Source organism: Paenibacillus tyrphae (assembly GCF_024158745.1).
Classification (GTDB): domain Bacteria; phylum Bacillota; class Bacilli; order Paenibacillales; family NBRC-103111; genus Paenibacillus_G; species Paenibacillus_G tyrfis_A.
This window is the reverse complement of sequence record NZ_JAMZAW010000031.1, coordinates 25,516-39,419: the sequence shown is the minus strand read 5'-3', so window position 1 is coordinate 39,419 and position 13,904 is coordinate 25,516. Positions and strand designations below refer to the sequence as shown.

General features: G+C 44.7%; 13 protein-coding genes and 1 pseudogene. 10 read left to right on the top strand and 4 right to left on the bottom strand.

The window, feature by feature from the left end; all coding sequences use genetic code 11:
* Positions 1 to 40: 40 nt before the first annotated feature.
* The 7 genes and pseudogenes from NI000_RS31770 to NI000_RS31745 form a co-directional block, all read left to right on the top strand.
* Positions 41 to 130 (top strand): annotated as a pseudogene (locus NI000_RS31770) (AraC family transcriptional regulator); the annotation flags it as partial.
* A 596-nt stretch (positions 131 to 726) separates the two neighbouring features.
* Entirely contained in the window at positions 727 to 882 is a 156-nt protein-coding gene (locus NI000_RS31765; protein WP_253415341.1) for an acetamidase/formamidase family protein, read from the top strand.
* 15 nt (positions 883 to 897) lie between these two features.
* Entirely contained in the window at positions 898 to 1,548 is a 651-nt protein-coding gene (locus NI000_RS31760) for an acetamidase/formamidase family protein (RefSeq protein ID WP_253415340.1), read from the top strand.
* A 182-nt stretch (positions 1,549 to 1,730) separates the two neighbouring features.
* On the top strand, positions 1,731 to 2,060 hold the full coding sequence (locus NI000_RS31755) for a recombinase family protein (protein ID WP_375541022.1): 330 nt from the start codon (positions 1,731 to 1,733) through the stop codon (positions 2,058 to 2,060).
* Positions 2,061 to 2,542: 482 nt separating this feature from the next.
* The gene (locus NI000_RS37235) at positions 2,543 to 2,782 is read left to right on the top strand and encodes a helix-turn-helix domain-containing protein (RefSeq protein ID WP_375541021.1); all 240 of its coding nucleotides are present in this window, start codon (positions 2,543 to 2,545) and stop codon (positions 2,780 to 2,782) included.
* 272 nt (positions 2,783 to 3,054) lie between these two features.
* Entirely contained in the window at positions 3,055 to 3,696 is a 642-nt protein-coding gene (locus NI000_RS31750; protein WP_253415339.1) for a zinc-binding dehydrogenase, read from the top strand.
* Positions 3,697 to 4,195: 499 nt separating this feature from the next.
* Positions 4,196 to 6,019 carry a glycerophosphoryl diester phosphodiesterase membrane domain-containing protein gene (locus tag NI000_RS31745; RefSeq protein WP_253415338.1) on the top strand — a complete coding sequence of 608 codons (1,824 nt, stop codon included), beginning with the start codon at positions 4,196 to 4,198 and terminating at the stop codon, positions 6,017 to 6,019.
* Between the two features lie 224 nt (positions 6,020 to 6,243).
* Here the strand turns inward: NI000_RS31745 and NI000_RS31740 are convergent, their stop codons facing one another.
* Genes NI000_RS31740 through NI000_RS31730 form a run of 3 tightly spaced genes read right to left on the bottom strand, consistent with a single transcriptional unit; the run spans position 6,244 to position 8,174 of the window.
* Positions 6,244 to 6,927, bottom strand: a complete 684-nt coding sequence (locus NI000_RS31740; protein ID WP_253415337.1) for a hypothetical protein — start codon at positions 6,925 to 6,927, stop codon at positions 6,244 to 6,246.
* 1 nt (position 6,928) lies between these two features.
* Positions 6,929 to 7,798 (bottom strand): ATP-binding cassette domain-containing protein, encoded by an 870-nt coding sequence (locus NI000_RS31735; RefSeq protein ID WP_253415336.1) that lies wholly within the window; start codon positions 7,796 to 7,798, stop codon positions 6,929 to 6,931.
* 7 nt (positions 7,799 to 7,805) lie between these two features.
* A complete protein-coding gene (locus NI000_RS31730; protein WP_253415335.1) occupies positions 7,806 to 8,174 on the bottom strand; it encodes a GntR family transcriptional regulator in 369 nt (122 codons plus the stop codon).
* A gap of 259 nt (positions 8,175 to 8,433) precedes the next feature.
* On the opposite strand from NI000_RS31730, the gene NI000_RS31725 reads away from it, so the two are divergent.
* Positions 8,434 to 9,138, top strand: a complete 705-nt coding sequence (locus NI000_RS31725) for an ABC transporter ATP-binding protein (protein ID WP_253415334.1) — start codon at positions 8,434 to 8,436, stop codon at positions 9,136 to 9,138.
* A gap of 2 nt (positions 9,139 to 9,140) precedes the next feature.
* Positions 9,141 to 11,465: an ABC transporter permease gene (locus tag NI000_RS31720; RefSeq protein ID WP_253415387.1), complete on the top strand. Its 2,325-nt coding sequence runs from the start codon at positions 9,141 to 9,143 to the stop codon at positions 11,463 to 11,465.
* Between the two features lie 131 nt (positions 11,466 to 11,596).
* Here the strand turns inward: NI000_RS31720 and NI000_RS31715 are convergent, their stop codons facing one another.
* Positions 11,597 to 12,328, bottom strand: coding sequence for a cysteine hydrolase (locus NI000_RS31715; RefSeq protein ID WP_253415333.1), 732 nt, complete (start codon positions 12,326 to 12,328; stop codon positions 11,597 to 11,599).
* A gap of 527 nt (positions 12,329 to 12,855) precedes the next feature.
* Here NI000_RS31715 and NI000_RS31710 point away from each other — a divergent pair.
* A complete protein-coding gene (locus NI000_RS31710) occupies positions 12,856 to 13,575 on the top strand; it encodes a 3-ketoacyl-ACP reductase (protein WP_253415332.1) in 720 nt (239 codons plus the stop codon).
* Positions 13,576 to 13,904 lie beyond the last annotated feature (329 nt).

The window sequence follows — 13,904 nt, the reverse complement described above, 5'->3', positions numbered from 1 at the left end:
TTTCTTATCGTACCAGCGGAAAGCTAGGCGGTAGCAGGATCACGAGAGCCCATTGCATTTTAGCCGGGAATATGCGCGGATGTTTGGGCTGCCGCCAGTCCGGGACGTTCGCCGTTTACGCAGCTCCCTTGTTGACGAAATGACGGCTTCCGAGGAGATTGATGGAAGATCGCTGGATCATCATGTTGACATATCGGGAAATACTGGTTATATGAAAATGAAAACCTCGGCAGGATGTCCATGATTTTCTGACCTATGCGAATCAAATTCCTACTGTGATTCAAATTTAAAAAAGTGAACAACAAAAGGGATTTGCGTTCCCGTGGCCGTTTGGAAAAAAGAAGGCAAGGTACTTTTATATTTAGCTGGGATCACCCTGTCCTTCGTTTTTAAAGCAAGAAAACTTTAATCGGTAATGAAATAACAAAGTGGCCTGATCTATATAAGTTGAACTAATGTTTTTTCACATTAAAGTCTGATGCAAAGTCGATCTTCGCAAATGTCCATCACGATTGTGTTCGCCATTAACGGTTGTATGCTGTTAGCGGTTGCGCTTATACTGAAAATACCGAAATTGTCGATGCTCTCAAGCAATGTGAAAGCCAAGGAAAATTCCTCGATCTAAAGGAGGCGAAACGATGGCTGTACACCACTTTCAACCCAAGCATTACCATAACACCATAGGGGCGCACGATCCGTGCTCAAAATTGCCGACGGCGATTCGTCGTGACATCCACAGTAGACGCCAGAGGCTGGGACTACAGAGGGGAAAGCGTGGCCGGGCGCGGCAATCCGATGACGGGACCATTCTATGTGGAAGGGGCGCAGCCCGGCGATACGCTTGCCGTACGGCTTGAGTCGATGGTGCCGAGCCGGGATTGAGGCTGGACGTTCAACGTGCTGGCGCCGAACGTCGTCGATCCAATAGCTGCCGCAGCTTTGCCGCCATTCGACATTGTGCGTTGGTCTGTGGACGCTGAGCAAGCCTTGGTTGTTTTGGAAAAGCCGACGTCCGGTTTGGCCGGATTGAAGCTGGAAGCGCGCCCGTTTCTGGGCTGCTTTAGCGTTGCTCCTCCGAAAGATCAGGCGATTTCAACGGCAACGAGCGGGGAATACGGCGGGAATATGGACTATAAAGGCCTTGTAGCCGGTGTTACCGTCTATTTTCCGGTTTTTGCGGAGGGAGCGCTCTTCCATCTTGGGGACGGGCATGCCGTTCAAGGCTGCGGGGAAATTGTAGGCACCGGTGTGGAAATATCGCTCGACGTCCGTTTCACTGTTCAGGTATTGAAGGGGAAAACGATCGGTTGGCCGCGAGGCGAATCGGACACGCACTGGTTTTGCATCGGCAACGCCAGGCCGCTTGATCAAGCGCTGCAGCATGCAACGACGGAAATGCTGGCTATGCTGACGAAAGACTACGGCCTGACTGCCTCGGAAGCAAGCCTGCTCCTGGGCCAGGCTGTGGAATACGAGGTGGCCAATGTGTTCAACCCCGCCTACAGCGTCGTTTGTAAAGTTCCAAAAGCCGTGCTGTCCATGCTATAAAAGAACTGTTTATCTGACAAAATGGCGATCGCTCTACGGTATAGAACCGGGAGCGATCGCCATTTTGCTCTGGTATAGACAGGCAATTATATCGATTCTCGTATCGAACATGGGCGCTGATATGATTGAAGACTTCCCTCAAAATACTTTTATACATTTTGATGCATTCGAGGGAGAGTGAATTGCTTGAAGCTGGCATATGGCCGGGTATCGGCCAAAGATTAAAATCCAGAACGGCAGCTCGTGAAGTTTCGGGAATTGGGTATAGAAGACAGGTTTATATTTTAGTTGATAAGCAGAGCGGCAAGGATTTTGAACGGCCACGCTATCAGGCCATGCACATGATGATCTGCAAAGGGGACCTAGTGTATTTGGACGCATTGGACCGGTTGGGCCGGGAATACGATGGGATCATTAGCGAATGGAAGGTTATCATACGGGAGATCGGGGCAGACATCGTATGCTTGGATAACGAAACTTTGGGATTTTGTGTAGACAATCCAAAACTCTAAGGTCATCATTATTGGAGCAGGCATTGGATAGAAATCTTCACTTGCGAGAAACAGCTGAGTTGAAAATTTTGACGTTCAATATCCATCATCGCACTGAGATGAACTATAGGAAGAACATAATTAAAGAATTTTATATGATGACTTATGTAAGAAAAGGATCAGCCAAACTCAGAGTTCAGAACCAAATCTATGACATTGATCCGGCACCGTCATCTTTATCCCTCCCCATCTGGAATATGATCAATATAAAGATAATGATGAGGAGACTGAGTTTCTATGGTGGAATTTCACTTATAAGATTCAGAATGTGGTTGATGTTCTGCCACTTCTACAAATCCCCTACATTTATCCGCTGAAAAATCACAAATAATTCGTCGCGGGTACGAGGCAGCAGTCTCACAGCTTTTTATCCATTTTACTGAAGATAGTATCCCAGCCTGAGGCTTCTTTTTCGTTACCGGATTTAGCTCAAGGAATTATATATGAATCCAACCTATGTCAGCAACCATTTCAAAGAAATGTTCGGCAAATCGCCCATCCTGCTACATCGGGAGATCAAAATTGAAAAAGCCAAATCGCTTCTAAAAATACAGGAAATGAACATTACGGAAATTAGCACTAGCCTTGGTTTTAACGATATCCAAACCTTTACCCGTCTTTTCAAAAAGTACACAGGTATTTCCCCTAGTCAATACAAGGGTTTGTTTAATAAAAACTTCTAATATTCATCCAACATTTTGACCTGTATAAGTGTTGAATTTCAGCAAAACCATGCTTTTTTTTCCCTAATCCGATACCTTTAAGCTAATTTCAAGGGTAAATCATCCCTTTGGAGGAGGAATTCAGATGGAAACATTAAGTATCGTTTTCGTAGAAAAACAAAAGGTAGAGATTCGCAAGGAATCATTCGATTCCAAACTCGGAAAGGCGTCTTTCCAAAACAACGCAGCTTGGGGTAAGGAGAGCCGAGTTATTTCTCGGAGAAACGGTCGGTGTGATCGGACTTGGACTCCTTGGACAATTGGTTACCCAATACCTCTATCTGTCTGGGGCCAAAGAGATATACGCCATTGATCCAGCGGAAAGCCGAATCCAACTTGTTCCCGAAAAGGCGGGTATCCATCGGATGGCTATGGATGCAGCGAAAGCTAAGGGGGAAATTTCAAAGAAGACTAATGGGAAAATGCTTGACGTTGTTTTCGATATTACGGGTCATCCGGTTGTATTAGCCCAAGCCACACAACTCGTCAACAAATTCGGACGCGTTATTTTACTCGGAGATACCGCTACTCCTACTGCGCAGGGAATGGGAAGCAATGTGGTATCCAACTCTGTTGCCATCCTGGATATCCATGGAACCATGAATTACAAAGGTTGGGATCATCCCGATATGGCAGCTCTGTATTTGAGCTATATTATGCAGGACTGGTATAGAAGTAATAAAAAAGGGGGAGGCTCCAGTTTCGCGAAACTGAACAACATACTCGAGTACTTCTTTGTTACCAATGCAGGATCCACACCTCGGAACTGGCTATGCACGAGCTACACCGTGCTGCTTTTGAAGGACCTAGGCTTGGATCCATTGGGAACCAAAGCGGATATGCGGTTATTTGCAGGAAATCCTGGTATGGTCTGACACGCTAAGTATCTGTTTTAATATACACCGCGCGGCGGCAGGTCTATAGGTGTTCGAGATGCGCAAAACCCGCGCCGGACTGGTGCGAAAAGGGGGCGCATACAATCCCGCCCAGTACTCCCAAGCGATCATGGAAATACTGGCCCGCTAAAAAAAGCAAAAGAGGGTATCCCAACTAACATGGTCTGACAACATGATTGAAAATGTCTTGGCCTGTGCATCTGCAAGTTCTATAATGGAACTGCAGGTGACAGGCCAAGACTTTTTTTGGTAGATATAACTGTGAGTCCCAAACCTGCCGATTGTGATATCGGCTCAGTACAGCTCAATCGGTTCGCTTCCTTCTTGAAGAGATGAATCTATTGTCACTCGAGTTATTCGACGTTATAATTGCCTTTTATGAGGCAAATCAAGGCTGCGGGCGGTCAATTTGTGTTTGAAAACTTCGCCCTGGCCGCGCGGCGATTCTTCATTTCCTAATTGAAAGCAGGTACAGAACATGAGCAATGCCAAGGAGACCCCCATACATAAGCTGATTGCCGATATTTTCAATACACTGGCTTTTACTTACAGGCAAGTTTTCATTTTCGAGCTGTTGTATAAGGCACTCACGCTATTCATATTTATTCCGGCGATTTCTTTCATCTTCCACAGGCTTCTTCGCTTAGGCGGATATGTCGGTGCGACGAATTATGAGCTGCTGAATTTCGTTGTGAGCCGATACGGTTTACTATGCATGCTTATTTTGATCCCGGCCGCTACGGTATTGATATTTTTGGAATTTTCGGTTCTGGTGATCATTTCGTACTACGGGCAAAAGAAACAAAGAATCGGGCTTATCCCGGCATTTCTGCAATCAGTGGCCTATCTTCCGTCGCTTTTCAAATACGGCTTTGTCGGCTGGGCCTTTTACTTACTGCTGGTCCTCCCTTTGCTGGGTTCGGGCGGCGGCTCCACCCTGTTGCCTACCCTGCAAATTCCGAATTTTATTTCCGGAGAACTGTTGAAAACGGGCTGGGGAACGCTGCTCTATTTAGGGCTGTTCGCCGTCATGACCTTTTTCAATATCCGGTGGATATTCCTGCTTCATGTGATCGTCATTGAGGGAACAAGCAGCTTCCGGCAAGCCGCTAAAAAAAGCGCAGCTATCCTGAAAAAAAGCTATATCCGAATGTTCGTGGTGCTGCTGTGCATTTTTCTTTTGTTTGCAGTCGTCGTTGTCTTGATTCTGGCCGCGGTGATTCTCATTTATATCGTGCTGCCTCAAGAGACAGCTTTTGCTGAAATTGCGTGGTTCGTCGTATCGAAGAGCGCCGTCATTTCTTTGTACCTTGCTACCTTGTTTGTAACGCCGCTTTACATTACAACGCTCACCAGAATCTACATAGCCAAAGCGGACCCGGATCATGCCGTCCTGCAAATGCCCGACTGGAGCGCCATTGAAAACCGCTCCTCCCAAAGCTACGGTCTGCTTTACAAGCATAAACGAAAGCTGATCGTACTCGGGCTGATCATCGCCTTCGCAACGGTACTCGTTCTGGTTCCGGCCCTCAGCGATATCCAGCCAAGCGATCAAAAAGTGACGGTGATGGCCCATCGCGGCTATATTTCGAAAGGCCCCGAGAATACGATCGAAGCGATTCAAGGTGCTATAGACGCCCATGCGGATTATGCGGAAATCGACATATTGGAAACGAAGGACGGGGAGCTCGCCGTCATTCACGACACCAATCTGAAAAGACTGACAGGCAACAACGCGGAAGTATACGATCTGACGATGGCTGAACTACGGAAGCTGGAAGTCAAACAAGGGAGTTTCACAAGCCAAATCAGCAGTCTTGCGGAAGTAATGAAGGCCGCTCGCGGAAAAATCAAGCTGAATATTGAAGTAAAAACGCACGGAAAAGAACGTAATTTAGTAAATACGTTCATTAAGACCATTCGCGAAAATGATTTCCAGACGCATTGTGTCGTGCAATCGCTGGATTATGAAATCGTGGAAAAGATCAAAGCCGCGGAGCCGGCGCTTCAGGTCGGCTTCATCATGTTCGCCGGAGTCCCCGATATAGGACAGATCCGCGCCGATTTTGTCGTGATGGAAGAATATATGGTCAACGAATCAATCGTCGCTTCGGCCAAGCTGCATAACAAACCGATCTATGTATGGACGGTGAACGACAGGGATAGTATGGAACGATTTATCGGCATGGGGGTTGACGGGATCATTACGGATTATCCGGAAGATGCGACCTCCGTTGTAGAAGAACTGCGCAGCGGATATCTTGTTCCCCTCCTAAGGTGGCTCAACATCCTGCGGATTTAAACAGGAGGCGAGAATCAGGGGTCGGCGTGCGTATTGCAGACAGGTTGTGTCAAGGACATAGCTCTTGGCAGCCAAAAAGCCCACTTCACCTCACGAGTGGGCTTTCTTTCGTTTGTTTGGGACATGTGTCGAACGAATGTGAATCTATCAACCTACTTATCATAGCAAAACAGCATGATTACCGGATTAGAGTCCAAAGTCTCATGATAACGTTATTCCGGGCTTCAATGCGTTCTTCCCCTGGTAAAAAGCCAGCCGCCGGCTACGAAAACGAAATAAAGCATAAAGTTAAATCCGACGCCCGCCGGCAGCGAGCTGTTGAATAACAATGCTTTGAAGAAAAAGACGACATGAACGCGCAGCGAAGGAATCGCCGTTCCGATCGGGATCGCTGCAAGGAGCAGCGCCCACAGCAGCCAACCGACAGGGTGGTAGGAACCGGAGATCAGCATGCTTAGAAGCGCCATCACCATCAAATAAAAGGCGGATTGGTAAAGAAAAGAACCTGCCAAGCCAAAGTCAACCCAATGAAACGCTTCAATAAGATCAACGGTGTTCGTGTAATTCCGGATGACATTCACTTCTAGCACAAACCATAAAGAATTGAACAAAGCAATGGCTGCCGCCCAGACGGCAAAGACGAATTGAAGTCCCTTAAAATATTGCTCTCGGCTTGCGCCCAAATGTACGATGCGTTTGTAATAACTGAGCGGCAGCACGATAGCGATAAGGAGCAAAATGAGAATCAGCATGTTGCCGTCCGAAAGGCGGGTATTTTTGCTGCTGTCTGTAAAGAGGCTAACAATGAAATCTGCCAACCTTCCAAGAAGGATAAGAATAATGACGCACCAGATGTAAATCCTCATTTGCAAATAGGTTGCCTTTAAATGAACGGCCCATGCGCCCAATTTAGTGACCTCCTTCGATCAAATACGAGAAAAACTTTTGAAGTGTCAGATGTTCAATCGAAATGTCCATCTCGCGCGCTTGTTGCATGTCCCCATCGTCCAACTTTTCATAAATAGCGGCAAGTGTGCCGCGGCCATAGGCTTCCGTATATAATACTCGCTTTCCGGCTGTAAACGAAGCCACCGCTTCCGAATTTCCCCGGATCAGATGAGCTGCCATACGTATCCGATCCATCTCATCATGAAGCAGGAGGGAGCCGGCTTCAATAATGTAAACTTTTTCTGCGACTGTGGCGATTTCGTCAATCAAATGCGTAGACAGTAAAATCGTGCGAGGGTGATTGGCGTAATCCTCCAGAAGCGCCTTGTAAAACCTTTCCCGCATCAAGACATCGAGTCCGAGCACCGGCTCGTCGTATAACGTCAGCGATGCCCGGCTGGCCAGACCGATGATGTTTCCTACGAGCGATTCCGTGCCTCTTGATAGCTGTCTGATTTTTTTGTGCGGATCAAGCCGAAACGTCTCGAGCAGCTCATGAGCGAACGTCCAGTCCCAATTCGGATGAAACTTCGCAGCAAACTGCAAAATCTCGATAACCCGCGCTCCTCCGAAGTGTTTGTTTTTCTCGCGTACGAAACAGAAATCCTTCGGAAGCTCTCCTTTGCCCAGCTTTTTCCCTCTTACCTCGATTGTGCCGCAGTTCGGGAAGATTCCGCCCGCGATCATGTTAAGCAACGTCGTTTTGCCGGCGCCGTTTCGCCCGAGCAAGCCGTAAATGACGTTTTCCTCCAGCTGCAGATCCAGATTCCGCAATGCGTAAGTTCGACCGTATTTTTTGTTTAAATTGCCGCAAGTCAATGCTATGCTCACGGATCGCTCATTCCTTTCTCAACTGTTTGATCATGTCCATGATCTCTTCGGTTGTCAGCCCGAGTTTGTCGGCTTCATTCAGCAGATTGGACAACAGTTCCTTGTAGAAACGATCTCTTCGCTTCATCTGAATCTTCTGTTTCGCCTCAGTCGCGACATACATGCCAAGGCCTCTTTTTTTGTATAGGATACCTTCATTGACAAGCAGGCCGATCCCCTTCACTACAGTCGCCGGATTGATTTGAAACAGTTGAGAAAACTGCGCCACAGAAAGAATTTGCTCGTCCACGCGGAAAGTGCCGTTCAGAATATCGTCCTCAATGATGTTGGCTACTTGTTGAAAAATCGGTTGTTTATCGTCGAAAGTGATGTTCATTGCCCCACCTTCAGTATATCGGTATGTTATCCATCCAGCATACCATAATTGATATGCAAACAATTGTCAATAACCGATCGTTCGATCGAGTAGAGGGGGCGAATTGGATGGTTTCGAACGTATGGTCGGTGATTGACAATGATTTGAACATGAATTATAGTGTGCTACATGAGTAACATACTAATATGCTAAGCGAAGAAAAATTGGCAAACGGTAACTTACGAAGGTTCCATAATTAGTATTCGGGGAGATGTAAGAAGTGAAAAAGTTAATCGAATTCAAAAAAGTAACGAAAGAATACAAAATAGGAGAAGTGCCAATCAAGGCGCTTGATGGTGTTGATTTTTCCATTTCAGAGGGAGAATTCGTCGTTATTTTGGGAGCAAGCGGTGCCGGTAAAAGTACGATTTTGAATATCCTTGGCGGTATGGATACGGCTACCTCAGGCCAAGTGTTTGTCGGCGATCAAGAAATAACAAGATTCAACGAAAAAAAATTAACCGAATATCGCGGTGAGAAGGTTGGTTTTGTCTTTCAATTCTACAATTTGATTCCGAATTTAAACGCACTGGAAAATGTTGAATTTGCCGCTGAAGTATGTAAAAACCATCTGGATGCTCAAGAGATTTTACATCGAGTCGGATTAAAGGATCGAATCAAAAACTTCCCTTCCCAGCTCTCTGGAGGAGAACAACAACGAGTGGCAATCGCTAGAGCTGTCGCCAAAAATCCTTTACTTTTACTCTGTGACGAACCAACAGGAGCTTTGGATTATGTTACCGGTAAGTCCGTCTTAAAGCTTCTTCAAGATTTAAACAGGGAAACGAAAAAGTGCGTTGTATTGGTCACACATAATTCCGCAATTGCTCCGATGGCCGATAAAATTATTAAAGTAAAAAGCGGAAGGATAGAAAGCGTGACGCTTAATAATGAAAAACAAAGCGTTGAAGGGATTGAGTGGTAATGATGAAATTATTATTAAAATTAGTAAGGGACATTAGACAATCTATAGGGCAATTCATAGCGATTGTTTCGGTTATTGCAGTAGGAGCTTTTTTCTATGCGGGGCTGATTACGTATAGCGATACCCTTAGTGCTTATACGAAAGCTTACTTTAAAGAACATAATTTAAGCGATTTGAATGTGTATTACAGTCAAATTTCCAAAGATGATGTGGCTGGTTTAAGCCAAATTGAAGGGATAAATAAAATAGAAGGACGTTATACGTTGGACGTCACGCAAGCGTTTGAAGGGTATAAAGCTTCGATAAAAATTCATTCGATCCCAGTGAACAATGAAATCAATACGCCTACTATGGTGGAGGGCAGGATCCCGTCAAAAAAAGATGAGATCATGTTAGATTCCCGTTATGCCAAAGAACATCAGGTTCGTGTCGGCGATAAAATCAGGATAAGTTCGAATAAAAAAGACTATAGCTTTACAATCAGCGGTTTGTGCGAAAATGTTGAATATGCCAAAAAGAACGAAATACAAGACCATAAAACCTTCGGAGTAGCTTATATGGCCGAAGAGATGATCCCTGAAATGGCAAACGGCTTCTCCTATAATGAAGTCCTGATTGATGCCAAAGAAGGTTACGATATTGACAAATTAGGTAAATCCATTGAAGCACATTCCAAACCACTTTCTTATTTAAACCAAGTAAGTAAAGAAAGGACTTTCAGTTATTCCAAACTAACGGAAACGATACATAATAATAACTTGATGAGCAAGGTTATACCTTTGGTTCTCTTTTTAATAGGAGCTATTATTCTATTCCTTACCATGTCGAGGATGATCGATTCTCAAAGAAATCAAGTAGGTATTATGAAGGCTTTGGGTATTAAAAACAGAACGATCATGCTTCATTACATGGGATACCCTTTGCTGGTAGGGATTATAGGCTCAATTCTAGGCTGCTCCATAGCCGCTATGGTATTTATTCCTTTAGTAACTGCGTCGAGTTCTAGGGCTTACTCTTTGCCAGGAATAAAATTCGCCCTTGATTTTTACTCGATCCTTCCTCCCATCATTTTCTCAAGTGCTTTTGGACTCCTCTCGTGTTACTTAAGCGGCAGAACCGTATTAAAAGAACGTGCGGCTCAAGCTATGCGTCCTAAACCGCCAAAGAAGATGAAAATGCTTCTCATAGAAAGAATTCCGGGTCTTTGGAGTCGTATTTCTTACAGTTACAAACTCATTTTGAGAAATATACTGCTGAATAAACAAAAAGCTTTAGTGAGCTCGGTTGGTGTTGTTGCAAGCACGGTTTTATTGATAACTGCCTTCGGCACGCACACGGCCTTACTAAAAGTAGCTGACCAGATTGAAGAGGTTTATGCTTATGATTTAAGAGTAGATTATGCGATAGGAGCATCTTCCGATGCGTCAAAACTCCCCTCCGGCATTAAGCAAAAATTTGATTTATCCGCCTCTCCTGTTGAATTCATAAAAGATGATAAAAAAGAAAAGGCCACTTTAACAGTTACTGAAAAAGAAAACAATCTCATTCATTTTTTTGACGAAAATAACAATAAGCTATATTTGGGAAATAATGGTGTACTGGTGCCGAAATCTTACGCCGACAAATATCATATTGTAGAAGGGGATCTCATTCAGATCAAGTTCACAGCACCGGAGCTTAAAAATAAGATGATTGAGATGAAGGTTTTAAATATATCTACCCAGTATTCGAATTCGTCGTTTTATAGCACGCCAGACTACTTAAAGAGCTTTGGCATAGACTATAATCCATCCTCGCTTTTAGTTGAAGCCAATAGCTCTACAGATCTTGTAAGCGTTCGTAACTTTTTTGAGCAAGATCCTCACGTAGATAAGATTACAGATAAGAATGATCTTATGAAATCAGCTCAATATATTGTGAAGCAAAACAGCTTTGTTTTTATCATGTTTATCATTTGTGCCGTCATCCTCTCCTTTGGCGCCATTTACACGATATCTTCCATAAACATTTATGAAAGGAATCGTGAGCTTGCCACACTTAAGGTATTAGGCTATCCAAAATATAAAATAAACAGACTCATATTCTTTGAAAACATCATCCTAACCACATTTGCGGTAATAGTTGCTTTACCGATTAGTGGCTATATGTACACCATTATTGTAAAGGCGCTCTCTAGCGCCCATCAACAAATCCCAGATCAATTAAACGTTTTGGTATTGCTGGCAGCCGTTATTCTTGCATTCGTACTTACCATTCTGGCAAACTTGCTGCTTAGGAGAAAAGTAACCCAAATCCATATGATTGAATCCTTAAAAAGTATAGAATAATGGAGAACGTCAAATGCGGAAGAACCACCGAAGGATGAAAAGTCCAGTGAAAGGTGGTTCTTTTTTTCTCTTGTCTCCTATGCCATTATTGTAGATGGGGGCGATGAAGGATGTTACTCTGAATGAGGCTCTTATCTATGAATGGATTTCATTTTATCTATAGTCTCATTTGTAGACCATGAAGCGCTGGCAATCATTCGAAAATTTGTTTTTGCGGCTTTATCCCCATCCAATCCGTTCATTTTTGCGGAAGCTGTGGCATCGTGAACCACTGCCACTTCAAATCCTTGTTCAATGAGTTCACGCATATGAGATTCAACGCACAGGTTCCCAGACATTCCTGCAAGAATGACGCGGGAAATATACTGTTTTCGCAGTTGCAAAACCAAGTCGTTGGCTTCGGGTCCGAAAATTTTATGCGGACTGCAGATGACGGTTTGACCATCTTCAATATAGGGTTTATACCTATCCAAAAAGTCGGCACCAGAACCTGTAAAGCCTTCAAGCGATAATGGACTTTTTCGTTGATACATCTTGAGATCGTGCATCAAATGTTCTAAAACTCCCCCAAACCTCCATTTTTGGTCATAGGGATAATACCAGTGGGGCGACACAAAAACTTTAAACTTATTTTCCTTAGCTGTTTTTAATAATAATTCAATGTTCTCAATCGTACGATTTTCAGCCACGCTGTCTTTAACTAAATTCCATGCTGCACCTTTTGGACTTAAAAAGTCATTTTGCGGATCTGTGATCACTAAAGCGGTATTGTTTCGATCCACCTTCATTCCCTGTGCTGGAACTGGTGCGTTTTGTGTTGCTACAGCATTTTGATGATAACCATTGTAAAATTTAGGTACCATCTGCTTCTCCGAGTAAATGTGGTGAGATGTTCTAACGTAAGGTATGGATGGTTGTTGAAGGGTAATCGGGTAATAGGTTAAAGGTAGGCGTAATAAGCGATGATTTCCATAGCCCTCCAATTCAAAAGGGATTCCAAAACCTCCGTGCCCAAAACCGCCGAAGCTACAGTGAAAGCACATACAGTGTTATCCTCCGTTTATGTTGGCATACCGATGATTTAATGTATGGGCATCTATCCTAAAAAGTTCGTAGTTAGATGTTAAATAGGCTTGTTGGATTCAACAGCAAAAGGCTGCGTAAGCAAAAAATGCTTCGCTATTCTGCCGGTTAGCGGAACAGGCCGCCGAAACCATATGTCGGCAGCCTGTCTCATGGTGTTATCCGTCCTCGTTTCACTGAAGATGAAAAAGGTGAGTACTTGATTTTAATGATACAATATAACATAATAATCACTCTGCATGCTTAATGGAAAAACTGGGGATCATGACGAAGTATGCAGCCATTATATCAATGAGGAGAGGTTATCATGGATTTGAAAAATAAAACAGCGATTATTACCGGAGCGGGAAAGGGCATCGGCAAAGCGATCGCCGTGGAGCTTGCCAAAGAAGGAGTAAATCTCGGTCTGACGGCCAGAACTTCGTCCGATCTGGAATCGCTTCGCGCGGAGCTGGAAAGTACATATAGCGTCAAAGTATATACCGCAGCCGCAGACATTGCCAAAAGAGGAGAGGCCGAGCAAGCAGTCGGCTCACTTATCGGCAGCCTCGGTTCACTTGACATTTTAATCAATAATGCAGGGATCGCACAGTTCGGCACCGTGGCCGATATGGAACCCGAGTTATGGGAGAGCATCATTCAAACGAACCTAATGGGTACCTACTATGTCACTCGCGCCGCGCTGCCGACGCTGCTAGCGCAAGCGAGCGGCAGTATCATCAACATCTCGTCTACGGCTGGAGAGCGGGGCTTCGCGACCGGCTCCGCTTATTGTGCGTCCAAGCACGCGGTGATGGGTTTTACGGAAGCGCTGATGCAGGAGGTCCGCAAATCCAACATTCGCGTAACGGCACTCACGCCAAGCACGGTCAACACCGAGCTCGCAACGAACGCCGGTCTCAAAATCGGTGACGAAGACCGGATGATGCAGCCGGAGGACGTAGCGGATCTTGTGCTCGCCACATTAAAGCTGCCGGCACGCGTTTTTATTAAAAACGCCGGGATTTGGACGACCAATCCGCAATAGTTCTGGTCGCGATCGCCCGTGGTATGATGGGAATCCGTATTGGACCACACATGCGGCATGGAAAAAGGAGATTTCAACTTTACATCGAGTATCCAGGATAGTTGGAATAAATCTATTCTTCGAAATGGTGAATATGTTTTACAAAAACGGAGTCTCGCGGGTTTGCGGGCTCTGTTTTTTTATTAATTCTGGAAAATTGCATTTGTATTAATAATTAATAATGGAAATAAATACATAGATTGGGCTATAGTAGAGTAATAGAAAATATTTCTGAAATGTACAGAAACAAAGAGAGGAGATGAAGGAACCGATGACACCTGCTGACGGAA